We start from the raw sequence: 21,739 nt of genomic DNA, 5'->3' as shown, positions 1-21,739 counted from the left end.
CCACCGCTTGAACACTCCAAGCCCTGATCCTGCAACCACGCCCTCCCAGGGCAGGGCGCTGCGTCGCTGGATGCTGACACTCGCCGCGTTGTTCGGCGTGGCCCTGCTGATCTACCTGGGCAGCGCCATCCTGCCACTGGCCAGGCCCGGTGGGATATATGGCGGAATGGGGGTGATGATGATGCTGCCGATCCTGCTGGCGTGCGCGGCATTGGCGGCACTGCTGGGCAGCTCGGTGGTTGCGGCGATTGCATGGTGGGCCGGGGTGCGCCGGATCGGGTTCGTTCTGGTGATGCTGCTTGCTGCGTGCCTCAGCGCAGTCAGCTTCATTGCGGGCTTTGACTCGCCACTGGCGAGGTGATCAGCGCAGGTCCGGCGGATTCATTGATGCGTCGCGCACATGGGCATCGCCGGGCTCAGGCTGCAATCGCGCTTCGATGTCCGGCGGGAACATGGGAATCCTGCTGGTCCGCATCACCGCCCAGCGCATCATCGCGTGCAGGTGGTTGAACGGCAGCATGGTCAACCACATCACCGCAGGCATCTGCGCGTCAGCGGCGAAGATGCGTTCCTTGCAGAATGCAAGGCTCTCGCGCTTGCCGTCCACCGGCATGCAGTACTGCACCGCATCCAGCACCGCCGCCGGCCCTTCCTCCATGTAGCGCCGCAGGAATTCCCAGTGCGCATGCGCATTCTTGATGCGGGAGGTGGCGATGCAGAAGGCGAATGCTTCCCTGACCGTCGCGCCGTCCGCGTCCAGGATCAGGCCGCGGACATCCCAGTTGCGCCAGCCGAAGGTTCCGGTTCCGCGGCCCAAGGTGAAATAGATCTGGTCCCATCCCGCGCTGAGGATCGTCCCGTCCAACCGGAACACATGAACCTGGCGATGCTTGCGGTCGAGCACGATGGGGTAGTAGGTCCAGCGGAACAGTTCGCGGCACGCTACCCACGCACTTGCTGCAGTGAACACCGCAAGCATCGCGATGCTGATGAACACGGCTGCCCAGAGGCCATTCTCGTTGGGCAGCTTCTCCACGACCAGCAGCCACAGCAGCATCGACATGCCGCCAACTCCGAACGCCACGCCTATCGCATCCAGCAGGGCGACAAAGCCTCGGGGGCCGTACCACCGATCCACTGAGACCAGGCAGTTCGAGTTCATCTTCACGACGCAGAGCTGGGCCAGCAGAGGCACGTCGAGACGCGTCTTCTGCCGCAGCCGATGCTCTCGATCGAACGCGGCGAGGGGACGGTTGCTCGGAAACCTCGAGGTGAAGCCGGTGAAGTCCATGGTCGCTCCTTGCTGCGTGGATTCTAACCAGTTCATCAGCGCGGCCGGAAAGCGAAGCGCAGTCCTCTTCCAGCGGCTTGCGTTGAAGGGCGTATCCCGGGAGACTCAGTGCGTTGGCGTTCCCGAATCGATAACAAGGATGCTGTCATGGCGCTTCAGCAGGAACTTCGCGACCTGATCAACCTGTCTCATGCGTTGGCCTGGAAGGGCGCGGGAGACTCGCCCAGCGCATCCAACATTCCCGACGAACCCGGGCTGGTTTCGGCGTTTCTCGATGAATCCATACAGAATCAGCTCGAAGCCAGCCTTCAGGGCGCGCTCGGCAGCAGCGCAAGCGTACAGGTCAACAGCATTTTCACCCACAAGACCCCATTGGTGACGCCTGAAGGCCGCAGTGCGGTGGAGATCGGCGATCTGCTGCTGGTGCGGCAGCACTTCGTTACGACAACCGACTCCGTCGAGGGGCGGGCGCTGCTCCTGCAGGCCAAGAGGAACAAGCATCCGGACAGCGGCGACATCTCGGAAGGCAAGCCGCAGATCCAGTATCTCCTGTACAAGGACTGGCCGCGTTTTCACGGTGACGGTCGCCTCGGCCACTGTCCGGACCCGACGCCGACGGGGGGCGTGGAGCAACCCTGGGACTTCAGTCTTTCCAATCCATTGGGCAGGTTTGGCCAGTATGTGGCCATCTTTGATGGCCAGGCCCACCCGCATCCGGCGGTATTACCGCTTGCTGCGCCCACGGCGGCTTTTGATGCATCACGTTATCCGCCTGATGGCGGGAAGGGGACGCCGAGGACAACATGGGCATGCGGACAGGTCCAGCCGACCCCACCGGTCACGAACATTGCCTGCAACGAGGACTTTGCCGAGGTACTGGAGCATTTCTTCCTTGGCACCGTGGGTGAACACTTCACGCCCGGCACGGTGAGTGGCGACGACCATTGGTCGCGCTTTCTAACCACCATGCTGGGGGCGGCCACGCAATCCAGCTACACATTCCTGTCCTCCCGTACGAACGTGCTGAAACCCACTTCGCGCGGTGCGAAGATAAGTACGCTTCTGGGTATCCAGCCCCTGCTCAAACTGGCGATCATGAAGGAGATTGATCGCCACTTTCGCAGTGCGGCGTTCACTGCATCGTTTGACTACGACCACGAGCCGCACTTCTTCCACCGGGCGATTGAGCGTTCGGCATTCGTCAATCATCTCGCCCAGATCCAGCAGAGGCTGCGCCGGGAGCTCGATATCGAGTATGGCGGGTGGTTGCCGCCGGACGATATGCCCGGGCCGGACAAGAGTGGGGGAGGTCATGTTCCGATCCTCTCGATCGCCAGCAGTGGACCGAAACCGCTTCTGCCTGAGCCAAGAGAGCCCCGCTTCCGGGGCGAATAGCATCGGTGCCAGTGCGCTGGCGGGGCACACTCTGGCCCCGCCCGGTCAGGGTCGCCCCGGATCATGCATCCCGCGCAGCTTTTTTTTGTTGATCTTGCCCACGCTGGTACGCTCGATGGACTGCACGAAGCTGACGCGTTCCGGAATCGCATAGCGCGAGATGTCGCCCGAGCGGCTGCGCGCGGCGACGAGGTCAATGATCTCCGCTTCCGTGACGTCGCTGCCGACCTTCCTGACCACCAGCGGCAGCGGCCGCTCGCCCCATTTGGTGTCTGCGATCCCGATCACGGCCACTTCGCTGACCGCGGGGTGCAGGGCGATGATGTCCTCCAGGGCAAGCGAGGAGATCCACTCGCCGCCGGTCTTGATCACATCCTTGATGCGGTCGGTCACGCGCAGGTAGCCACCTCCGTCGATGTTGCCGATATCCCCGGTATGCAGGTAGCCGCCCGCCCACAGCGCCTCGGACGCTGCCGGGTCGTGCAGGTAGCCTTCGGTCAGCCAGGGCGCGCGTACCACCACCTCGCCGGTGGCGATGCCGTCGTGGGCTACGTCGTTCATGTCCGGGTCGACGATGCGCAGCTCGACCAGCGGCACCGGTATGCCGGCCTTGGTGCGCAGCGAGAGAACCTCATCCGCATCGGTCACGGCCTCGGCGTCGATCTGGGCGACGGTCAGCAGCGGACAGGTCTCCGACATGCCATAGCCCCCGAAGATGTCGATGCCGCGTGCCAGTGCCCGTTGTGCCAGTGCACGCGGCAGGGCCGCCCCACCGATGATGACCTTCCAGTGGGCCAGATCGGTGTCCGCCGCAGCGGGATGCTCCAGCAGCATGTGCAGGATGGTCGGTACGCAGTGCGAGAAGGTCACCTTCTCGCGCGCGATCAGTGCCAGCAGGTTGGCAGGCAGGTAGCGCCCCGGGTAGACCTGCTTGATGCCCAGCAGTGTGGCCACATAGGGCAGGCCCCAGGCATGCACATGGAACATGGGAGTCATCGGCATGTAGACATCACCGCGATGCAGGCGCCCCTGGGTGGCTGCGCTGCCCAGCGCGGCCATGCCGGTCAGCGAATGCAGGACCAGTTGCCGGTGGCTGAAATGGACGCCCTTGGGCAGGCCGGTGGTCCCGGTGGTGTAGAACATCGTGGCACGGGTGTTCTCATCGAAGTCCGGGAACTGCGTGACTGCAGGGGCGGCGCGCAGGCCGGCCTCGTACTCGGTCACGAAACCCTGCGGCAACGGGCCGACGGCATCCTCCAGCAGGATGCGCGTGCGCAGATCCGGCAGCTGCTCGTCGATGCCGTCCAGTATCGGCAGGAACTCGCGATGGGCGAGCAGCACCCGCGCGCCACTGTGGTTGAGCGTGTAGGCAATCTGTTCGGGGGCCAGGCGCACGTTCACCATCATCAGCACCGCGCCGATCATCGGCACGGCGAAGTAGGCCTCCAGGTAACGGTTGCTGTCCCAGTCCATCACTGCCACGGTATCGCCGTGCCTGACCCCGAGCGAGGTCAACAGCCCGGCCAGCTGGCCGATGCGTGCCTGCAGCGTCCGGTAGTCGAAGCGGACCGAATCGCCATAGACGATCTCCTGGCCTGGGTTCACCACCAGTGGCGTGTGCAGCAGCTGCTTGATCAGCAGCGGACAGGTGGAGGCGCCGGCAGCAGGGGGGAATGACATGGGGTGTCCTCGTGGACGACGTATCGGTGGCCGCCCTTCATACCGCCACACTAGCCGCGCGCCGACGCGGCGCCAGCGTACCTAGGTACGCCTGCCCAAGGGGGGACGATTTGCTACTCTCGCCTGCACATGCCAACCCTGCTCATCGCCGACGATCACCCCTTGTTCCGCGCGGCCCTGCATCGCGCGGCCGAAGAGGCCGTGGCCGACCTGCAGATCAGTGAAGCCGATTCACTGGGGGGCGTGCTCGACGTGCTTGAGCGCCAGCCGATCGACCTGATGCTGCTGGACCTGCACATGCCGGGCAACCACGGCCTGGCCGGACTGGCCACGCTGCGCGCGTTGCAGCCGGGGCTGGCGATCATCATCGTTTCGGCCAATGAAGAGCCGCAGGTAATCCGCCGTGCCATCGACCTCGGCGCCGCCGGCTATCTGCCCAAGAGTTCAGGCCTGAACGAACTGCAGTCTGCGCTGCAGTCCGTGCTGGAAGGAGAACGCTGGATACCTTCACTGCTGCGCGAACCGGTGGCCCGGGTAGCGGCGTTCAGCAAGGATGCCGACCTGGCCGCGCGCCTGGCCAGCCTGTCGGCGCATCAGTACCGGGTACTGAGCCTAGTGGCCGAAGGCCTGCTCAACAAGCAGATTGCCGACCGGCTCGGGGTACAGCTGCGCACCGTCAAGGCGCACATGACACGGATCATGGAGCGGCTGGGAGTCCGCAATCGGGCGCAGGCGATCCGCGTTCTGCATGAAATGGGGCTGGCCGATCCCTCTCGGCAGATCGAAGACGCAGCGGAGCGCTGACCGCTCAGGGCGCTGTCGCTGCGGCAGAGGCCAGCAGGTGGTTGATCGCCCAGCGCAGCGCCAGTGGCTTGAAGGGCTTGCTCAGCAATGACAGCCCCGCGCCGCGCACCGCCTCACGGGTCTCGGCGCCGGTGTCGGCACTGAGGATCACCGTGGGCCGTGGCCCGTGCGCTGCAGCCAGGCGCGTGAACAGTGCCACGCCGGTATCGCCGTCATCGAGGTGGTAGTCGAACAGCCACAGTGCCGCATCGTGCGCCGACGCATCGATGCCTTCGGCGCCGTGCAGGGCGATGACATCGCAGCCCCAGGACAGCAGCAGCTGCTGCATGGCCGCCAGGGCGTCGGCATCGTTGTCGACCACCAGGACGCGGGTGCCCCTGAGGGTGCTGCCGGCGTTGGCAGGCGGTTCGATCCGCGGTGCCACCGGTGCTGCACTGCGCGCCACGCTGACCGAGAACACCGAACCGCGATTGACCACGCTGCGCAACTGCAACGGTGCGTGCAGCAGGGCCGCGATGCGTTGCGCGATGGTCAGCCCCAACCCCAGGCCCTGGCCATTGCTGCGGTCCACCCGATGGAATTCCTCGAACACCACCGCCTGCTGCTCGGCTGCGATGCCGGGCCCGGTGTCGTGCACACCGATGGACAGGCATTGGCCTTGGCGACGCACGCCCAGCAGGACGCCGCCGTGCCGGGTGTAGCGGATGGCATTGGCCAGGAAGTTCTGCAGCACGCGGCGCAGCAGCAGCGGATCGCTATGCACCCAGGCGTGGGTGCGCAGGTAGCGGAACTGCAGGCCGCGCGCCGCCGCCAGTACCGCAAATTCCTGCGCCAGCGGGTCCAGTACGGTTGAAAGTGCGAACGGGCGCGGATCGGCCACCAGACCGCCGGCTTCCAGCCGGGAGATGTCCAGCAGGCCGGACAGCAGGTCATCGGTGGAATCCAGCGCACCGCGGATCTGGTGCAGGAAACTGTCAAGGAACCCGGATTCGATGTGCTGCGACATGGCATCGGTCAGCAGCTGTGCGGCGTGCAGGGGTTGCATCAGATCGTGGCCGACGGCCGTCAGGAAGCGGGTTTTGGCCGCGTTCGCGCGCTCGGCGTCCTGTACCGCCTGCTGCAGCCGGGCGGTACGGTCCTGCACGCGGCGCTCCAGTGTTTCGTTGCTGCGCCTAAGTGCATCCTCGGCGCGGCGGAACGCGGTGACATCGGTGAAGGTGGCTACGTAGCCGCCACCGGGCATCGGGTTGCCGCGGATCTCGACGATGGTGTTGTCCGGGAAGACCCGCTCGGAGAGATGCGGGGTGCCGCGCTGCATGTGCGCGACGCGACGCTGCAGTGCCTGCTGCGGAGAGTCAGCGGGGCCCTCGCCGATCTTCAGCTGCGCCAATGCCCAGGCGGTGAGGTTGATCACCGGCTGTCCCACCTGCAACAGCTCCGGTGGAAAACGGAACAATGCAGCGTAACGGCTGTTCCAGGCCACCAGCTGCAGCTGCGCGTCAACCACGCTGATGCCCTGGCTCATGTTTTCCAGCGCCGCTTCCAGCAGGCGCTGGTTGAAGCGCAGCACCTGGGTCGCTTCGCCGACGGCACGGGTCACCGCTTCAAGTGGCGCGGCGCCCCCGTCGCGTGCGGCCTCGACCAGCAGGCGCGCCATGCCGGCGCCGACCACGGCGGTCAGCTCACGTTCGACGGCAGTGACCCGGTCGTCATCCAGCAACTGCCCCGCATCTCCTGCCAGCAACTGGCGCGCACGCTCCTGGCCGAGGAAGCGGCCGGCCGTCTTCCGCAGCGAGGCCGCTGCCACCGCGTCGCGCTGCCTCGGCAGCGAAGGGCGCACGGCCCTCGATACCAGGGCAACGGTGAGCAGGTTGACCGCCAGGCTTGCGCCCATGCTGATGGCGATATGGCCGGGCTGCATCCGCAGCGAAACCACCGTCAGCCAGTGCAGGCCCTCGGCGCTGGCGGCCGGCGCAGGGAGCACCATCGGCAGCAGTACCAGCCACAACCAGGCCAGTGAACCCAGTACGATGCCCGCGACGATGGCCGGCGAGGGCGTGCGTGGGCGGTACACCGCCAGCAGCACCGCCGGTGCCAGCTGCGAGAGCGCGGTGAAGGACATCAGGCCGAAATCGCTGAGCGCCTCGGTATCGCTCATCGCGCGGCTGTACAGCCACGACATCAGGAACACGGCGAGGATGCCGGCACGGCGGAACGCCAGCACGCGCGGACGCAGGTCGGCATGCGCCACGCCGCCCTCGAAGCCACTGATCAGGCGCGAACCGAAGCCGTGGTTGCCGAGCATGATCGACAGGGTCAGCCCGGACAGGATCATCATGCCGGTTGCTGCGCTCAGGCTGCCCAGGTAGGCCAGCAGCGCCAGCAGGTGGTGGCCACCGGCCTGCGGCAAGGCCAGCACGTACAGGTCGGGCGTCACCGACGCCGGCAGCTGCGCGGCTCCAGACAGTGCCATGGGCACCGAGGGTAGGCCGATCAGCAGCAGATAGACCGGAAACATCCAGCGCGCCGTTTTCAGGTCCGAGCTCTGGCGCAGTTCCACCACCCCGACATGGAACTGGTGGGGCAGGGTGAAGGCAGAGATCGCGCCCAACGCGACCATGGTGAGGTAGTCCGGGACGATGGCCGGTGGCGGCAGCTGCGCCATCCTGTCCAGCAGCGGCATGCCGGACCGGTGCACAGACAATGCCGCATACAGGCCAATGGCCAGCAGCGCGGCCAGCTTCAACAGTGATTCCAGGCCCAGCGCGACGACGATGCCACGGTTCGGTTCGGTGGCCGACGCCTTGCGCGCGCCGAACAGCAGGGTGAAGGCCGCCATCGTCAACGCGAACCAGAACGACATGTCCAGGTGCGTGCCGGCCGGTGCGAAGCGATCGCCAAGCAATGCCCCCAGTCCCTGGCTGACGGCTTTCAGCTGCAGCGCGATGTAGGGAATGATGCCGAACAGAGCAACCAGGGTGATGGTGAAGCCGAGGCCGCGATCTGCGCGCAGCCGGGCCACCACCAGGTCGGCGATGGTGGCACTGTTGTGCTGCTTGGCCAGGCGCCCCAGCCGCACCAGGAAGGGCAGGCCGAAGGCGAAGATCAGCGCCATCCCGGCCAGGGTCGGTGGAATCGGAAAGCCCCATTGCAGGCCCTGCGAAGCGGCGCCGTAGTAGGTCCATGCGGTGCAGTGCACCGCCAGCGACAGCGCATAGATGGCCGGCCACGCGCGCGCCAGCCGGTGCCCCTGGCGCTCGCCCCAGAGGGCCACGCCAAACAGCAGTACGGTCCACGCAATACAGGCGAACAGGACGACAGTAGGCGTCAACATCGCTCCAGTGTAGGCAGGGAGCCGGGCAGGCGGGTGCTACGGGGCAAGCACGATCAATGACAGCTGCTCAGCAACCAGTGCCAGCTCGCCATCGTCAACGCGTTCGACGGCCTTGCGCTGGGTGAGCAGCCACTGCCCCGGCTGGCGTGCATCCAGCGACACCAGCTGCGAGCGCACGCGTACGTCGGTGCCGCTGGATACCGGCGCCAGGAAGCGGACCTTGTTCAGGCCGTAATTGAGGACATGGGCAATACCGGGAAATCCGGCCAGGGCCGCCACGTCGTCCTGCACGGTGAGCGAGAGCAGCAGGAAGCCGTGTGCAATGGTGCATCCACCGGGCAACTGCGCCTGTGCGCGCCGCGGATCGACGTGGATCCAGTTGTGGTCGCCGGTGGCGTCGGCGAAGGCGTCGATCGTTGCCTGCGTGATGCGCATGCCGGCGCCCACGCGTTCCTCCGCGGCCCACCGATGCAGGGCCTGCAGCGCACTGGGCAGCGCGTCCGCCACAGGGCCGCTGCTCACCGCACACGCTCCAGCAGGGCCAGGATCGCATCGCGTGCTTCCGGCTCGGACAACATCGGTGCATGGCCGACGTCGGGCACTTCGACCAGGCGGGCACGCTCCGATGTCGCCGCCATCTGCCGGGCAACATCGGCCGGCAGGATATCGGACAACGCACCGCGCACCACCAGCACCGGCACCCGCGCGGTCAGCCCGCGCACCGCGCGCCACAGCACGGGGCGCAGCAGCCACAACAGCCAGGGACGCGTCGTGCGGATCACCGCCGGGTCGTAGTCCAGTTCCAGCCGCCCATCGCTGCGCGGGCGGAAGGTGCGCACCGCCATCGCCCGCCAGTCTTCGGTGCTGAAGCGCGGAAACGCGGCCTTGCCGATCGACGCCACATAGGCCGTGGCCTGCTCCAGATCCATCGGCGGCACCGGCTTGCCGGCGTACTTGCCAATCCGCGCCAGCGCTTCGCGCGGCACTTTCGGGCCGGCGTCGTTCAGCACCGCTGCGGAAATCAGCTGCGGTGCGCGCGAGGCGAGGGTGATGGTCACCAGGACGCCCAGCGAGGTGCCGATGAACACCGCCTTGTCGATGTTCTGCGCGCGCAGCAGCGCCACCATGTCATCTGCGTAGGTGCGCGGGTTGTAGCTGGACGGATCATGCGCACGTTCTGATCCGGCGCGGCCACGCAGGTCAACCGCGATCACGCGCCAGCCCACGGCAGTGAGGATGCCGGCGAGCGCATCGAAATCGGCGCCATTGCGGGTCAGGCCGGGGATGCAGACCACCGTGCCGCGGGCCGCCTGCCCGGTATCCGGTGCATGGTCACGCGCGTGCAGGCGCAGGCCATCGTCGCTGTTCCAGTACAGATCTACGTAAGACTGCATCATGCACGGGGCTTCCTGGAAATCGTATCGGATGCTCTAGAAATCGTAACGGACGCTGAGGCTATATTGGCGTGGCGGGCCGTAGAAGCCAATCAGCGTGCCGACCGCCGGGATGTTGTAGCCGGTGGTGCGGTACTCCTTGTCGGTCAGGTTGGTGCCCTGCAGCGAGAAGGTCCAGGCATCATCCAGACGCCAGATCACGCCGGCATTGACCAGCCCGTAACCGTCCTGGCGGATCACCGGGCTCAGGTCGGTGGTCGGCCACACTTCGCTCTGGTAGCTGTAGCTCACCCGTGCCGACAGGTTGCTGCCGTTGGCCAGCTCGGTGCGGTATTCCACGTTCAACGCACCGGAGAATTCCGGCGCATTGGTGAACTTCATCTGCGGGGCCACGTTGACGCCACGGTCCAGGTACTCGTCGTACTTGGTGTCCAGCCAGGCCAGGTTGCCGGAGATCAGCCAGTGCTGGGTGGGCAGGTACTGGTATTCGACCTCCAGGCCCTTGACGGTGCCGGCGCCGGCATTTGTGAAGTCGCCGAAGAAGGAATCATCGATGCCATCGCCATTGGTATCCAGGCCGGTGAACACCGACAGCTGGATGTCCTTGTACTTGTTGTAGAAGGCCGACAGGTTCAGGAACAGGCGCTGGTCGAGGAAGGCCATCTTGCTGCCGACCTCGTAGCTGTCCACGGTCTCGTCGTCGAACGGCTCGGCCGAGCGCGGCACCGCCACCGCATTGGCGCGGATGTTGTAGCCACCGGACTTGAAGCCGCGCGTGGCCAGGCCGTAGACCATGATGTCCGGGGTAATCTGGTAGTCCAGCGAGACCTTGGGCGAGACGTTCGTGAAGTTGGTCTTCTTGTCGAAATCCGCGGTCACCGCCACCGGCCGGCTGAAGCCCGGGTCGGCATAGAGCCGGTTGAGCACGATCGCGCGCTTGTCCTCGTCGGTGTAGCGGGCGCCCACATCCAGCTTGAGCCTGCTGGTCAGGTCGAAGGTCCAGTCCGCATACAGCGCAATGCTGTCGGTCAGCACCTTGCCCTGGTTGTCGGCGAACTGCGCGCTGAAGTAGTTGTTCTGGATCTGGCCACCGGCCTCGCCGCTGAACTGGTACAGGCCGACCACGCCGCGCACGCGGCCGCCCGCATCGTAGTTCAGCTGCACTTCGTTGCTGACCTGGTTGTCGTTGTAGGTGCCGCTGACGTCGGCCAGCTTGACCGGCGTGGTGTCGAAGTCGATGTTGGCCTCGCTGTCCGATTCGCGCTTGGCCACCACGTACTTCACGGCGATGTCCTCGTTCGGCCGCCAGTTCACCGTGGCCGAAGCGCCCTTCGTCTCCACGTTGTTGAGGTTGCGCATGCCCGAGCGGATGTCGTAGCGGCTGTCCATCGGCGGGTAGGGGCGCAGGAACGGGTTCGGTGCCAGCATCTTCGAGCCACGCATGCCGGACTGGTCGTCGATCCAGTCCAGTGCGAACTGCACGTCGAAGTCGTCGCCCGCGTAGGCGCCGAGATTCAGGCGTGCCGCGTTGACCTGCTTGTCGCTGACCGGTTGGCCATTGACGGTGTTTTCGCCAAAGCCATCGTGATTCATGCTGGCCACCGCCACGCGCGCGCGCAGGCCGCTGTCGGCGCCGCCGATCGGGCCACCGATGGCCGCCTTGGCATCGAGCTGGCTGTAGTTGCCCACGGTGATCTGGGCGAAGCCCTCGGTCTGGGTGGGCAGGCCGCGCGAGATGTACTTGATCGCGCCGCCGATGGTGTTCTTGCCGTACAGCGTGCCCTGCGGGCCGCGCAGCACCTCGATGCGCGAGACATCGAACACGTCCAGCAGGGCGCCCTGCGGGCGCGCGATGTAGACGTCATCCAGATAGATGCCCACGCCCGGGTCGGCGCCCCAGGTCGGGTCGGACTGGCCGATGCCGCGGATATAGGCGGTGACCGTGCTGCTGGCGCCGCGCGCGGCGTAGATGGTGAGGTTGGGCACCTGCGCATCCAGGTCGCTGATGTCCTGGACATTCATCCTGTCCAGCGCTTCGGAAGTAAAGGCGGTGACCGCCACCGGCACTTCCTGCAGGGTTTCCTCGCGCTTGCGGGCGGTGACCTTGATGCTGTCCAGGTTGGTCGGCGAGGCGGACCGGCCGGCCGGCGGCGCTTCCTGTGCCAGTACCGGCCCTGCGGCCAGCCATGCGCCGATCATGAGACTCAAACCGTTCCGCTTCATCCACTCCTCCCCCAGGCATGTCCGTATTGATGGCCCCTTGCCATCCCTGCAGCCAAGGCTAGCGGTGTCATCCGCCGCCAGCGAGTGGACCTAGGTCCAGTCGGCAGTGGCCATGGGATGCGGATACTGGGGGCGCCCCCAGCCGGGAACGCTCCCCGGTACGCCTTCATCCACGACCCACGCAGGAGGATCTGGTCATGAACTCCACAATCGATTCGATCAAGCGGGTGCTGCTGATGCTGTGCCTCTGCCTGGCAGCGGGCAGCGCTTCCGCTGCAGGCCCGGCCGGACATTGGGACATCGGCCTGTACGGAAATCTGTTCGGCGCCCGCGAGTACCAGGTCTGGGTACCTGCCGGCTACGACGACGCCCAGCCGCTTCCGCTGCTGCTGGTGCTGCACGGCTGCGTGACCGGGCCGAACCTGATGGGCGAGGCCTCGGGCTTCAACGATGTGGCCGATACCGAGGGCTTCATCGTGGTGTACCCACGACAGAACGTCACCGCCAACCCGGCGCGTTGCTGGAACTGGCAGCTGCCGATCAACCAGGCGCGCGACAGCGGCGAAGCGGCGATCCTGGCCGGCATCGTGGACAAGGTGAAGGCGGGCTACAGCGTTGATCCGCACCGCGTCTACGTCACCGGCATTTCCGCCGGCGGTGCAATGACCTCGATCATGCTGGCCTGCTACTCGGACGTGTTTGCCGCCGGTGCCATCCATTCGGGCGGCATGTTCAAGGGCGCGACCACGATTTCCGGCAGCGCCTATGCACTGCTGGCCGGCAGCATCTACTCGCCCGACAGCAACGGCCGGCTGGCCTGGCAGTGTTCCGGATCGCCGTCGCCGCGACCGCTGCCGGTACTGGTGTTCCATGGCAGCGCCGATCTCACCGTCAACCCGGTGAACGGACAGCAGGCCGTGCGCCAGTTCCTGCAGACCAACGATCTGGCCGATGACGGCCAGGACAATGACTCGGTGAAGTATGTGCCGACCAGCACCTATCACGGGCAGGTACCGGGTGGCCGCGCCTATACGGTGGATACCTATGCCTACGGCGGCCGCACGCTGGTCCAGCACTATGTGGTGCAGGGCATGGGGCATGCGTGGAGCGGCAGCCAGTCGGGCCTGCCGTTCACCGACCCCAAGGGGCCGGACGCCACGCTGATTACCTGGTTGTTCCTGAAGGACTACCAGCGCTGAGCCTGGTCTTCAGCGCCGGGCCCGCGCAGTCGGGTGCTCCGTTCGGCCAGGAAGCGCTTGGGCGGGGCACCCACGGTCTTGCGGAACATGGTCACGAATGCGCCCGCGCTGTCATACCCCAGCTCATCCGCAACGGCCTGGACGGTCTTGCCGCCGGCCAGCATCGGCAGCGCGACCACCACGTGCATCTGCCGGCGCCAGCGCCTGACGCTCAGGCCGGTTTCACCGGAGAACAACCGGGACATGTTGCGCTCGCTCATGCCGATCCGGCCGGCCCAGACGTCCAGCGTTGCCCGCTCGGCGGGCGCGGCCAACATCGCACTGGCCAACCGGCGCAGCCTCGGTTCGGATGGCATCGGCAGGTGGATCCACTCCGGTGGCGCGGCAATGAGTTCGTCCAGGAGCACCGCCATCAGCCGCGCCTGTGCGCTGCCGTGCTCGTACTGTTGGGGGTGATCTGCCACGCGTTCGAGCAGGGCGTGCATGAACGGAGTGATCGCCATCGTGCGGCAATGCGTGGGCAAACCCGGTACCGCTCCGGGTTCAACGAACACGACGAATCCATGCGGTTTTCCGCTGCTGCTGGCCCGATGGGTCAGCCCGCCCGGAATCCATACCGCCCCCTGCGGTGGAACCACCCAGAGGCCGGCATGGGTCTCCAGCGTGATCAACCCACGCGTAGCGACCATGACCTGTGCCTTCCGGTGTTCATGGAAAGGCATTTCCCAGGCATCGGGAATGGGTTCCAGTCCAAGCACCATCACCGGCACGTCGATCCGATCGGGGTAGTCCGGATCGACCTCGTCCTGCCCTGCAAGCGATATCGTCACTTCGTTACCCGCCCGGTGCGCGTCGGGCCGGCCCTGTAGTGGCGTTCAGGCCTCGTCACGTGCCTGCTCCGGTTCGCGCCTGTGCCAGACGCAGATGAAGCCCATCAGGACGTGGACGATGGGCAGGTCAGCACCTGGGGCGGCGACGGCCGCGGTGGTGTCGCTCATGTCGGCATCCTCTGTGGTCGAGGATGACAAGCGTATTCGGCGGCCGGAACGGGGTCATTCGACAGTTCCGCCAGGTGATTCATCAATCCGGCCAAAGCCGTGCAGGCGCCCGGCGGGTGCATGCTCGCGCGCCAATCCGCTATGTTGGGCGCTCTTTCCGCCCCCCTGAAGCGCCAACGCATGGAAGCTCCCTTGAAGACGATCCGGTACAGGCTCTGGCTCCCGGTCCTGCTGATGTCCAGCGTGCTCCTGCTGGCCGGGTGCGGGGGGCAGAAGCCCTCGGCGGATCTTCAAGCAGATATCGATGAAGTGGCGCAGACCCTGGTCGAGCAGCCCTTGCTGCACTCGGCCTCCATCGCGGTGGTTCACCGGGGCCGGAGTTTCATCGGTCATCGCGGCCAGATGGTGGCCGGCAGCCCAGGCGCACCGACCGATGCAACGATCTACGAGATCGGCTCGCTGAGCAAGACGCTGGCAGGCACGTTGATGGCCGATGCGGTGCTGGACGGCCGGCTCAGCCTGGATGACGACGTCCGCACGTTCCTGCAGGGCAACTACCCGAACCTGCAATACCAGGGGGAGCCCATCCGGGTCCGCCACCTGCTGTCGCACACCAGTGGGCTGCCGAACATGCTGCCCGAGCGCGCAAACACGGTGCTGGAAGACTTCACCGATCACCGCACGCCCGCCGAGCTCAATGCGCTGTACGCGCACTACGGAAAGCCGGATTTCCTCAGGGATCTGCACGCCGTACGGATCCCGCGCGCGCCCGGCAAGGAGTACGCATACTCCAGCGCCGGGACCGAACTGACCGCGCACATCCTGGAGGTGATCCACCAGCGAGACTACCAGTCACTGCTGCGTGGCTTCTTCAGCGACGCCGCCGCGATGACCGGCCTCAGGATCAGGCTGGACGATGCCGATGCTTCGCGGCTGGCGGTCGGCTACCACAGTGACAATCCGGTACCGACCACGCCGATGCCGCCGTTGCCGTGGGGTGCTTCCGGCGGTGTGAAGGCTACTGTCCCCGAGATGGTGAAGTACCTTCAGTTCCAGCTGGCCAATGGGCCGGTGGTAAAGGAATCACATCGCGCTTTGGCCCGGTTCGACGATGAGTTCAGCGTCGGCTACTTCTGGAACATCGTCGCTGGCGATCGCCAGAAGGGCGTCTACTACGCCCACCATGGCGGCGTCCCCCGATCGCAATGCTACATCTACATCATGCCGAAGCATGACCTGGGTATCTTCGTCATCACCAACCAGAGCGGCGACCAGACCGCGCGTGCCATGGAAGCGGCGATCGATACGCTTGTCGGAAAAGTGGTCGCACGCGAAGCGTTACCGCCTCGGGCAGGGTGAGGCAGCGCACGGCTACAGCAGCAGCAAGGCGCCGATCAGCGCGGGCGGCATCACCAGCGCACCAACGCGCAGGAAGTCGAGCGCGCTGACATGCTCGCCTTCGCGGCGCAGCGCCACCAGCCACAGCATCGTGGCCAACGAGCCGGTCACCGACAGGTTGGGGCCCAGGTCCACGCCCACCAGCAGCGCGGCCCGGGTCTGTGCCGGCAGATCGGCCATCTGGCCCAGCGAGCCGGCTGCCAACCCCACTGGAAGATTGTTGGCCACGTTGCTCAGCAGCGCGGCGGCGCCCCCGGCCAGCCAGCTGGCCTGCCCGGGCGACGCCTGTGCCAGGGCCTGCAATGCGCTGGCCGTGCTCTGGATGGCGCCGGTCTGTGCGACAGCCTCCACCAGCACGAACAGGCCAGCCACCAGCGGCAGTACGCCCCACGACACGTGGCGCAGCATCGGCAGCGGGCTGCGGCGCTGCCGGATCGCCACCACGGCGACGCTGAGCCCGCCGGCACAGAATGTGGCCAGGCCCAGCGGGCCGTTCAGCGCCGAGGTCACCAGCAGCACGCTGCCGGTGAACAGGACGCCCATCGCGCTCAGCCGGCCGCCGTTGGTCAATGGCCGATGCTCTGGTGCCGCCACCAGCGGCTGGGCGATCTCGTGCCGGTGGACCCAGCGCAGCACCAGGTAGGTGGCGCCGATCGCAGCCAGCGAGGGCAGTGCGAACTGCGCCAGCCACTGCAGCAGCGGTGGCATGTGCTGGCCGTACACCACCAGATTGGCCGGATTGGAAATGGGCAGCACGAAGCTGGCCGCATTGGCGATGAACGCGCAGACGAACAGGTAGGGCAGCGGGTTGGCACGCGCCGCCCTGCAGGCCGCGTAGACCGCGGGCGTCAGCACCACGGCCGTGGCATCGTTGGAGAGGAACACGGTTACCAGCGTGCCGACCAGGAACACCAGATCGAACAGGCGCCGCCCCGAGCCGCCGGCATGACGAACGGCATAGAGCGCCAGCCAGTCGAACAGGCCTTCGCGACGGGCAAGCTCGGCCAGCACCATCATCCCGACCAGGAACAGATAGACATCACGGCCCTCGGCCACCGCACCCCAGGTCATGTCCAGCGATACCGCACCCAGCAGCGGCAGCAATGCGGCAGCCCCCAGCGCCCACACGTATTCCGGAATGCGGAACGGACGGAACAGCAGGCCGACCGTGGCCACAGCCACAGCCGCCCAGATCAACAAAGGTGAGTAGGAAGCGGGCATCGGGCGGGGGATCTCGGCTGCGCCGGCACGCTATCAACAGCAGCACGCCCGCTGCACCCACAGCAGTTCGGAGGGAGGCGGCATCATACCCTGCGAACTGTGTTGCAGCGGGCAACCACGCCCGGGCCGGGGTCAGGCCGAGAGTTCCTCGCGCACGATCCTCGCCCCTCCGCTGAGCGCGCGCAGCTTGCCCCGGGCGACATCACGGGCCAGCGGTGCCATGCCACAGTTGGTGCTCGGGTACAGCTTGTCGGCATCGACGAACTGCAGCGCCCTGCGCAGGGTGCTGGCCACTTCCTCGGCCGTTTCCACCGTGCTGGAGGCCACATCGATGGCGCCGACCATCACCTTCTTGCCGCGCACCAGTTCGATCAGGTCGATCGGCACGTGCGAGTTGTGGCATTCCAGCGAGATGATGTCCAGGCTGGACGTCCGCAGCTTCGGGAACGATTCCTCGTACTGGCGCCACTCCGAGCCCAGCGTCTGCTTCCAGTCGGTGTTGGCCTTGATGCCGTAGCCGTAGCAGATGTGCACGGCGGTTTCGCACTTCAGTCCTTCAACCGCCCGTTCCAGCGCGGCCACGCCCCAGTCGTTCACTTCGTCGAAGAACACATTGAAGGCCGGCTCGTCGAACTGGATGATGTCCACGCCGGCAGCCTCCAGCTCCCTCGCTTCCTCATTGAGGAGCTTCGCGAACTCCCACGCCAGCTTCTCGCGGCTCTTGTAGTGCGCGTCGTACAGCGTGTCGATCATGGTCATCGGGCCGGGCAGGGCCCACTTGATCGGCTGCGAGGTCTGCCGCCGCAGGAACTTCGCATCCTCCACGAACACCGGCTTCGGGCGGCTGACCGCGCCGACCACGGTGGGCACGCTGGCATCGTAGCGGTTGCGGATGCGCACGGTCTCGCGCTTCTCGAAATCGACGCCGCTGAGGTGCTCGATGAACGTGGTCACGAAGTGCTGCCGGGTCTGCTCACCGTCGCTGACGATATCGATGCCGGCATGCTGCTGTTCCTGCAGGGACAGGCGCAGCGCGTCCTGCTTGCCTTCGGTCAGGGCGTCGTCCTGCAGCTTCCAGGGCGACCAGAGCTTCTCGGGCTCTGCCAGCCAGGAGGGCTTGGGCAGGCTGCCGGCGGTGGAGGTGGGGAGCAGTTTCTTCGTCGACATTGCGTGTTGTTTCCTGGGGGCGAGTGGAAATCGATGGATCAGCGGGCAGCCCACTGCTCAAGCACGGCGCGGTACGGCTTGATGAAGTGCTCTTCGGTGAACCGGCCCTGCTTGACCGCCAGCTGGCTGCGCTCTTCGCGGTCGTAGACGATGCGGGTGGAGGAATAGTCCTGGTGCTTCAGGCTGGGCTGGTAGACCTTGCCGGCCACCGAGTTGGCGTTGTAGATCTCCGGGCGGTAGATCTTCTGGAACGCTTCCATGGTGCTGATGGTGCCGATCAGCTCCAGGTTCGAGTAGTCGCCCAGCAGGTCGCCGCGGAAGTAGAACGCCAGCGGCGCGACGCTGCCCGGCGGCATGAAGTAGCGCACCTGCAGCCCCATCTTGTCGAAGTACTGGTCGGTGGGGGAGAACTCGCCCTGCCGATACTCCACGCCCAGGATCGGGTGGTGGTTCTCGGTGCGGTGATAGGTCTTGCTGCTGGACACGCTGATGCAGATCACCGGCGCCTTGCTGAAGTTGGCGCGGTAGGCGTCCGACGCCAGGAAGTGCCTGAACAGCTTGCCGTGCAGGTCGCCGAAGCCGTCCGGAATGCCGAAGGTGGCCTTGCCCTCGTTGCTGGCCGGCAGCACCACGCTGAAGTCGTAGTCGCGCACATAGGACGAGAAGTTATTGCCGACGATGCCTTCGGTGCGCATGCCGGTCTGCGTGTCAACGATGGTTGGCCGCAGCACTTCGATCAGCGGGAACGGATCACTGCCATCGCCGCCGTCGATGTGCATCTCCACCGAGATGATGTCCAATTCGACCGCGTAACGGTCGGCATTGGGGTTGTCCCAGTGGGCCAGGTCGTTGAAGCGGTTGTTGATCATGCTGATCGTGTTGCGAAGGTTCTCCTGCCGCGACGCGCCACGGGCCAGGTTGGCGAAATTGGTGGTGATGCGCGTGCCGTCAGCGGGCTGGTAGTCTTCGTTGAAGGGGATGCGCGTGATGCTGAAGGTAAAGCTGTCGGTCGTCATGGGTGGCGTTCCGGGTTGCGGGGTCACATCCGAATGCAGGATTGCGGCATTCGGCATTCAAAGGGCTGCTGCGATCTCGGCGGTGGCCGGTGCGGCGCGGTGGGACAGGGCAAGCAGGGGCATCGCCCGCTGCACCGCCAGCCGCGCCCGCTGGATCAGCGCCTCGTTGTGCACGCGGCCATCGGCGAAATCGCGGTCGGTGGCATAGACACCCAGTGGCAGGGTGCGGGCCTGGAAGAAGCTGAAGAGCGGCCGCAGCTGGTGGTCGATCACCAGCGCGTGGCGTTCGCTGCCGCCAGTGGCGGCCAGCAGGATGGGGGTATCGACCAGCGCGTCCTGGTGGATGAAGTCGAAAAAGTGCTTGAACAGCCCCGTGTAGGAGCCGCGGTAGACCGGCGTGGCCACCACCAGCACGTCGGCCTGCTCGACCGCGGCCAGCTGCCGCTCCACCGCCTCGGGCAGCTGCGATCGCCACAGCGCGCCAGCCAGCTGCGGCGCCAGCTCGCCCAGCTCGATCAGGTGCGGTTCGCAGGCAACGTCTTCGCCGATCAGGTCCAGCAGGTGCTCGGCCAGAGTTGCAGCCCGGGAGGGGCGCTGCAGTCCGCCGGAGACGGCGACGATACGGAGGGGGCGGGTCATCGGTTCTGCTTTCAGCTGGGGAGGGGCTGCTTCGGGCGGTCTGCGCGGACGCAGTCCTGCAGGCCGGCGGGGTGGCCGGGCGTACAGGCAACCGAAGGCATGAGCCGATGCTAGCCATGCCATTCCATGACGTAAAATGGTATTACTTCACCAATCCATGAGCGGGATTCATCATCATGCTGGAGCGGATCCACCTCAGCATCGTGCAGCAGGTCGAGCAGCAGGGCTCGTTGACCGCCGCTGCCGGCGTCCTCAACCTGACCCAGTCGGCGCTCAGCCACAGCATGAAGAAGCTGGAGCAGCAGCTCGGTACCGATGTCTGGTTGCGCGAAGGCCGCAGCCTGCGCCTGACCCAGGCCGGGCAGTACCTGCTGGCAGTGGCCAATCGCGTGCTGCCGCAGCTGGACCTGGCCGAGGAGCGATTGGGCCAGTTCGCGCAGGGCGAGCGCGGCGCGCTGCGCATCGGCATGGAATGCCACCCCTGCTACCAGTGGCTGCTGAAGATCGTCTCGCCCTACCTGGCCGCGTGGCCGGACGTGGACGTGGACGTCAAGCAGAAGTTCCAGTTCGGCGGCATCGGCGCGCTGTTCGGCTACGAGATCGACCTGCTGGTCACGCCCGATCCGCTGCTCAAGCCCGGCCTGAAGTTCGTGCCCGTGTTCGACTACGAGCAGGTGCTGGTGGTGGCCAGCAGCCATGCCCTGGCCAGGGTCGACCACGTAAAGCCGCGCCAGCTCGGCCAGGAGGTGCTGATCAGCTACCCGGTGCCGTTCGAGCGGCTGGACATCTACAACCAGTTCCTGCTGCCGGCCGGCATCACGCCGCGTCGCCACAAGACCATTGAAACCACCGACATCATGATGCAGATGGTGGCAAGCGGCCGGGGCGTCGCCGCCATGCCGCGCTGGCTGGTGGAAGAGTACGCCGCGCGCATGGACGTGGTGCCGGTGCGCCTGGGTGCGAAGGGCATACCCAAGCAGATCTACCTGGGAGCACGCGAGGCGGACACCACCATCGACTACCTGCAGGCCTTCGTCGAACTGGCCCGCAACAGCACGCCCATCGCCAGCAACGTGCGCGGGGGCGGGTGATGTCCGCACGTGCGCCTGCCCAGGCAGCGGCTTTCATCAACAGGTATTCGCTGGAGGTCGGCGCGAAGGCCCTGCCTGCGTTGCGCGCCGAAGCAGATCGCATCCCGCCGGGCACGACCATTTCCATTCCGTACCTGGCAAGCGAAGACGACAACGCGCGGCTGGCAGCGGCACGCATTGTGCGCCAGCTGGGTTTCGAGCCGATGCCACATCTGTCGGCGCGCCGCATCGAGTCGCGGGCTGCGCTTGAGCGTTTCATGCAGCGTGCCGCGAGCGAGGCCGGGGTGGAACGATGCCTGTTGATCGCCGGCGATCTGGCGGCGCCGGCCGGGCCGTTCGCCGACAGTACCGCGATCATCGACACCGGCATTCTCGAAGGCTCCGGCATCAAGGTGGTCGCCATCGGCGGGCACCCGGAAGGCCACCCGGTGATGGGCAGTGGCGAGCGCTGGCAGGTGCTTGAACGCAAGTGCCAGGCCATCGAAGCACGGCGCATGGCGCCGCTGATCATCACCCAGTTCGCCTTTGATGCCGACATCGTCCTGGCCTGGCTGGATGATCTGCGCTCCCGCGGCATCCGCGTTCCGGTGCTGGTGGGCGTGCCAGGGCCGGCCAGCATCACGCGGCTGGCGCGCTACGCCGCGATGTGTGGCGTGGGAGCCAGTGCCTCGATGCTGGCGCGGTACGGCATCTCGATCGGCCGGTTGCTGGGAACGGCCGGGCCGGAGGTGTTTGTCGACCACCTCGTGCGGGGGCTGACCGACGCCCATGGCGCGGTCAGTCCGCACTTCTTTCCGTTTGGCGGCATCGCACCGTCGCTGGCGTGGATCGAGCGCTATCGGCAGCGCGCACTGGCGTCCAGCCCCTCATAGGCCATCAGTCATGGCGG

Annotated in this window: 19 protein-coding genes; 7 read left to right on the top strand and 12 right to left on the bottom strand. The window is 66.3% G+C overall.

Going from position 1 to position 21,739, the window contains the following annotated elements; genetic code table 11:
- Positions 1-7 precede the first annotated feature (7 nt).
- Positions 8-361, top strand: a complete 354-nt coding sequence (locus VN11_RS11485) for a hypothetical protein (RefSeq protein ID WP_148564971.1) — start codon at positions 8-10, stop codon at positions 359-361.
- Here the strand turns inward: VN11_RS11485 and VN11_RS11480 are convergent, their stop codons facing one another.
- The gene (locus tag VN11_RS11480) at positions 362-1,291 is read right to left on the bottom strand and encodes a DUF6708 domain-containing protein (RefSeq protein ID WP_053449810.1); all 930 of its coding nucleotides are present in this window, start codon (positions 1,289-1,291) and stop codon (positions 362-364) included.
- A 147-nt stretch (positions 1,292-1,438) separates the two neighbouring features.
- On the opposite strand from VN11_RS11480, the gene VN11_RS11475 reads away from it, so the two are divergent.
- Complete coding sequence (locus tag VN11_RS11475; RefSeq protein ID WP_053449809.1) at positions 1,439-2,686, top strand: hypothetical protein; 1,248 nt, start codon at positions 1,439-1,441, stop codon at positions 2,684-2,686.
- Positions 2,687-2,731: 45 nt separating this feature from the next.
- Here VN11_RS11475 and VN11_RS11470 read toward each other — a convergent pair whose 3' ends face one another.
- Positions 2,732-4,366 carry a fatty acid--CoA ligase gene (locus tag VN11_RS11470; RefSeq protein WP_053449808.1) on the bottom strand — a complete coding sequence of 545 codons (1,635 nt, stop codon included), beginning with the start codon at positions 4,364-4,366 and terminating at the stop codon, positions 2,732-2,734.
- A 129-nt stretch (positions 4,367-4,495) separates the two neighbouring features.
- Between VN11_RS11470 and VN11_RS11465 the strand changes: the two genes are divergently transcribed.
- The gene (locus VN11_RS11465) at positions 4,496-5,170 is read left to right on the top strand and encodes a response regulator transcription factor (protein ID WP_040007687.1); all 675 of its coding nucleotides are present in this window, start codon (positions 4,496-4,498) and stop codon (positions 5,168-5,170) included.
- A gap of 4 nt (positions 5,171-5,174) precedes the next feature.
- Here the strand turns inward: VN11_RS11465 and VN11_RS11460 are convergent, their stop codons facing one another.
- The 4 genes from VN11_RS11460 to VN11_RS11445 are packed head-to-tail and all read right to left on the bottom strand — an operon-like array spanning position 5,175 to position 12,097.
- A complete protein-coding gene (locus VN11_RS11460) occupies positions 5,175-8,504 on the bottom strand; it encodes a hybrid sensor histidine kinase/response regulator (protein ID WP_053449807.1) in 3,330 nt (1,109 codons plus the stop codon).
- 36 nt (positions 8,505-8,540) lie between these two features.
- Complete coding sequence (locus VN11_RS11455) at positions 8,541-9,026, bottom strand: MaoC family dehydratase (protein ID WP_053449806.1); 486 nt, start codon at positions 9,024-9,026, stop codon at positions 8,541-8,543.
- On the bottom strand, positions 9,023-9,901 hold the full coding sequence (locus VN11_RS11450; protein WP_006446335.1) for an alpha/beta fold hydrolase: 879 nt from the start codon (positions 9,899-9,901) through the stop codon (positions 9,023-9,025). The genes VN11_RS11455 and VN11_RS11450 overlap by 4 nt, the downstream gene beginning before the upstream one ends.
- A 33-nt stretch (positions 9,902-9,934) precedes the next feature.
- Positions 9,935-12,097: a TonB-dependent receptor gene (locus tag VN11_RS11445; RefSeq protein ID WP_053449805.1), complete on the bottom strand. Its 2,163-nt coding sequence runs from the start codon at positions 12,095-12,097 to the stop codon at positions 9,935-9,937.
- Positions 12,098-12,318: 221 nt separating this feature from the next.
- On the opposite strand from VN11_RS11445, the gene VN11_RS11440 reads away from it, so the two are divergent.
- A complete protein-coding gene (locus VN11_RS11440; protein WP_053449804.1) occupies positions 12,319-13,320 on the top strand; it encodes an extracellular catalytic domain type 1 short-chain-length polyhydroxyalkanoate depolymerase in 1,002 nt (333 codons plus the stop codon).
- Here VN11_RS11440 and VN11_RS11435 read toward each other — a convergent pair.
- Complete coding sequence (locus VN11_RS11435) at positions 13,308-14,081, bottom strand: AraC family transcriptional regulator (protein WP_238581791.1); 774 nt, start codon at positions 14,079-14,081, stop codon at positions 13,308-13,310. The two genes, VN11_RS11440 and VN11_RS11435, sit on opposite strands and share 13 nt — an antisense overlap.
- A gap of 114 nt (positions 14,082-14,195) precedes the next feature.
- Entirely contained in the window at positions 14,196-14,318 is a 123-nt protein-coding gene (locus tag VN11_RS22850) for a hypothetical protein (protein WP_265349059.1), read from the bottom strand.
- A 180-nt stretch (positions 14,319-14,498) separates the two neighbouring features.
- Here VN11_RS22850 and VN11_RS11430 point away from each other — a divergent pair, with 180 nt between their 5' ends.
- Positions 14,499-15,677: a serine hydrolase domain-containing protein gene (locus VN11_RS11430; RefSeq protein ID WP_080374920.1), complete on the top strand. Its 1,179-nt coding sequence runs from the start codon at positions 14,499-14,501 to the stop codon at positions 15,675-15,677.
- A gap of 12 nt (positions 15,678-15,689) precedes the next feature.
- On the opposite strand, the gene VN11_RS11425 is transcribed toward VN11_RS11430, so the two are convergent.
- From VN11_RS11425 to msuE, 4 genes are all read right to left on the bottom strand, one after another.
- Positions 15,690-16,937, bottom strand: a complete 1,248-nt coding sequence (locus VN11_RS11425; RefSeq protein WP_053449802.1) for an arsenic transporter — start codon at positions 16,935-16,937, stop codon at positions 15,690-15,692.
- 132 nt (positions 16,938-17,069) lie between these two features.
- The gene (locus VN11_RS11420; RefSeq protein ID WP_053449801.1) at positions 17,070-18,104 is read right to left on the bottom strand and encodes a methionine synthase; all 1,035 of its coding nucleotides are present in this window, start codon (positions 18,102-18,104) and stop codon (positions 17,070-17,072) included.
- Between the two features lie 38 nt (positions 18,105-18,142).
- Positions 18,143-19,120 (bottom strand): DUF1852 domain-containing protein, encoded by a 978-nt coding sequence (locus tag VN11_RS11415; RefSeq protein WP_053449800.1) that lies wholly within the window; start codon positions 19,118-19,120, stop codon positions 18,143-18,145.
- Positions 19,121-19,177: 57 nt separating this feature from the next.
- Positions 19,178-19,759: an FMN reductase gene (gene msuE / locus VN11_RS11410; RefSeq protein ID WP_053449799.1), complete on the bottom strand. Its 582-nt coding sequence runs from the start codon at positions 19,757-19,759 to the stop codon at positions 19,178-19,180.
- Positions 19,760-19,935: 176 nt separating this feature from the next.
- On the opposite strand from msuE, the gene VN11_RS11405 reads away from it, so the two are divergent.
- Together VN11_RS11405 and VN11_RS11400 are read left to right on the top strand one after the other, a co-directional pair.
- Positions 19,936-20,850, top strand: coding sequence for a LysR family transcriptional regulator (locus tag VN11_RS11405; RefSeq protein ID WP_053449798.1), 915 nt, complete (start codon positions 19,936-19,938; stop codon positions 20,848-20,850).
- Positions 20,850-21,722: a methylenetetrahydrofolate reductase gene (locus tag VN11_RS11400; protein WP_053449797.1), complete on the top strand. Its 873-nt coding sequence runs from the start codon at positions 20,850-20,852 to the stop codon at positions 21,720-21,722. The genes VN11_RS11405 and VN11_RS11400 overlap by 1 nt, the downstream gene beginning before the upstream one ends.
- Positions 21,723-21,739: the final 17 nt, after the last annotated feature.

It is taken from the genome of Stenotrophomonas maltophilia, from assembly GCF_001274595.1.
Taxonomy (GTDB): Bacteria; Pseudomonadota; Gammaproteobacteria; order Xanthomonadales; family Xanthomonadaceae; genus Stenotrophomonas; species Stenotrophomonas forensis.
This window is presented reverse-complemented; position numbering and strand designations above follow the sequence as displayed.

Coding starts and splice junctions, on each gene's coding strand:
- msuE (WP_053449799.1), bottom strand. CDS start 19,759: ATGACCCGCCCCCTCCGTATCGTCGCCGTCTCCGGCGGACTGCAGCGC.
- VN11_RS22850 (WP_265349059.1), bottom strand. CDS start 14,318: ATGAGCGACACCACCGCGGCCGTCGCCGCCCCAGGTGCTGACCTGCCC.
- VN11_RS11460 (WP_053449807.1), bottom strand. CDS start 8,504: ATGTTGACGCCTACTGTCGTCCTGTTCGCCTGTATTGCGTGGACCGTA.
- VN11_RS11440 (WP_053449804.1), top strand. CDS start 12,319: ATGAACTCCACAATCGATTCGATCAAGCGGGTGCTGCTGATGCTGTGC.
- VN11_RS11470 (WP_053449808.1), bottom strand. CDS start 4,366: ATGTCATTCCCCCCTGCTGCCGGCGCCTCCACCTGTCCGCTGCTGATC.
- VN11_RS11465 (WP_040007687.1), top strand. CDS start 4,496: ATGCCAACCCTGCTCATCGCCGACGATCACCCCTTGTTCCGCGCGGCC.
- VN11_RS11480 (WP_053449810.1), bottom strand. CDS start 1,291: ATGGACTTCACCGGCTTCACCTCGAGGTTTCCGAGCAACCGTCCCCTC.
- VN11_RS11425 (WP_053449802.1), bottom strand. CDS start 16,937: ATGCCCGCTTCCTACTCACCTTTGTTGATCTGGGCGGCTGTGGCTGTG.
- VN11_RS11405 (WP_053449798.1), top strand. CDS start 19,936: ATGCTGGAGCGGATCCACCTCAGCATCGTGCAGCAGGTCGAGCAGCAG.
- VN11_RS11430 (WP_080374920.1), top strand. CDS start 14,499: ATGGAAGCTCCCTTGAAGACGATCCGGTACAGGCTCTGGCTCCCGGTC.
- VN11_RS11450 (WP_006446335.1), bottom strand. CDS start 9,901: ATGATGCAGTCTTACGTAGATCTGTACTGGAACAGCGACGATGGCCTG.
- VN11_RS11420 (WP_053449801.1), bottom strand. CDS start 18,104: ATGTCGACGAAGAAACTGCTCCCCACCTCCACCGCCGGCAGCCTGCCC.
- VN11_RS11475 (WP_053449809.1), top strand. CDS start 1,439: ATGGCGCTTCAGCAGGAACTTCGCGACCTGATCAACCTGTCTCATGCG.
- VN11_RS11415 (WP_053449800.1), bottom strand. CDS start 19,120: ATGACGACCGACAGCTTTACCTTCAGCATCACGCGCATCCCCTTCAAC.
- VN11_RS11400 (WP_053449797.1), top strand. CDS start 20,850: ATGTCCGCACGTGCGCCTGCCCAGGCAGCGGCTTTCATCAACAGGTAT.
- VN11_RS11445 (WP_053449805.1), bottom strand. CDS start 12,097: ATGATCGGCGCATGGCTGGCCGCAGGGCCGGTACTGGCACAGGAAGCG.
- VN11_RS11435 (WP_238581791.1), bottom strand. CDS start 14,081: ATGGTGCTTGGACTGGAACCCATTCCCGATGCCTGGGAAATGCCTTTC.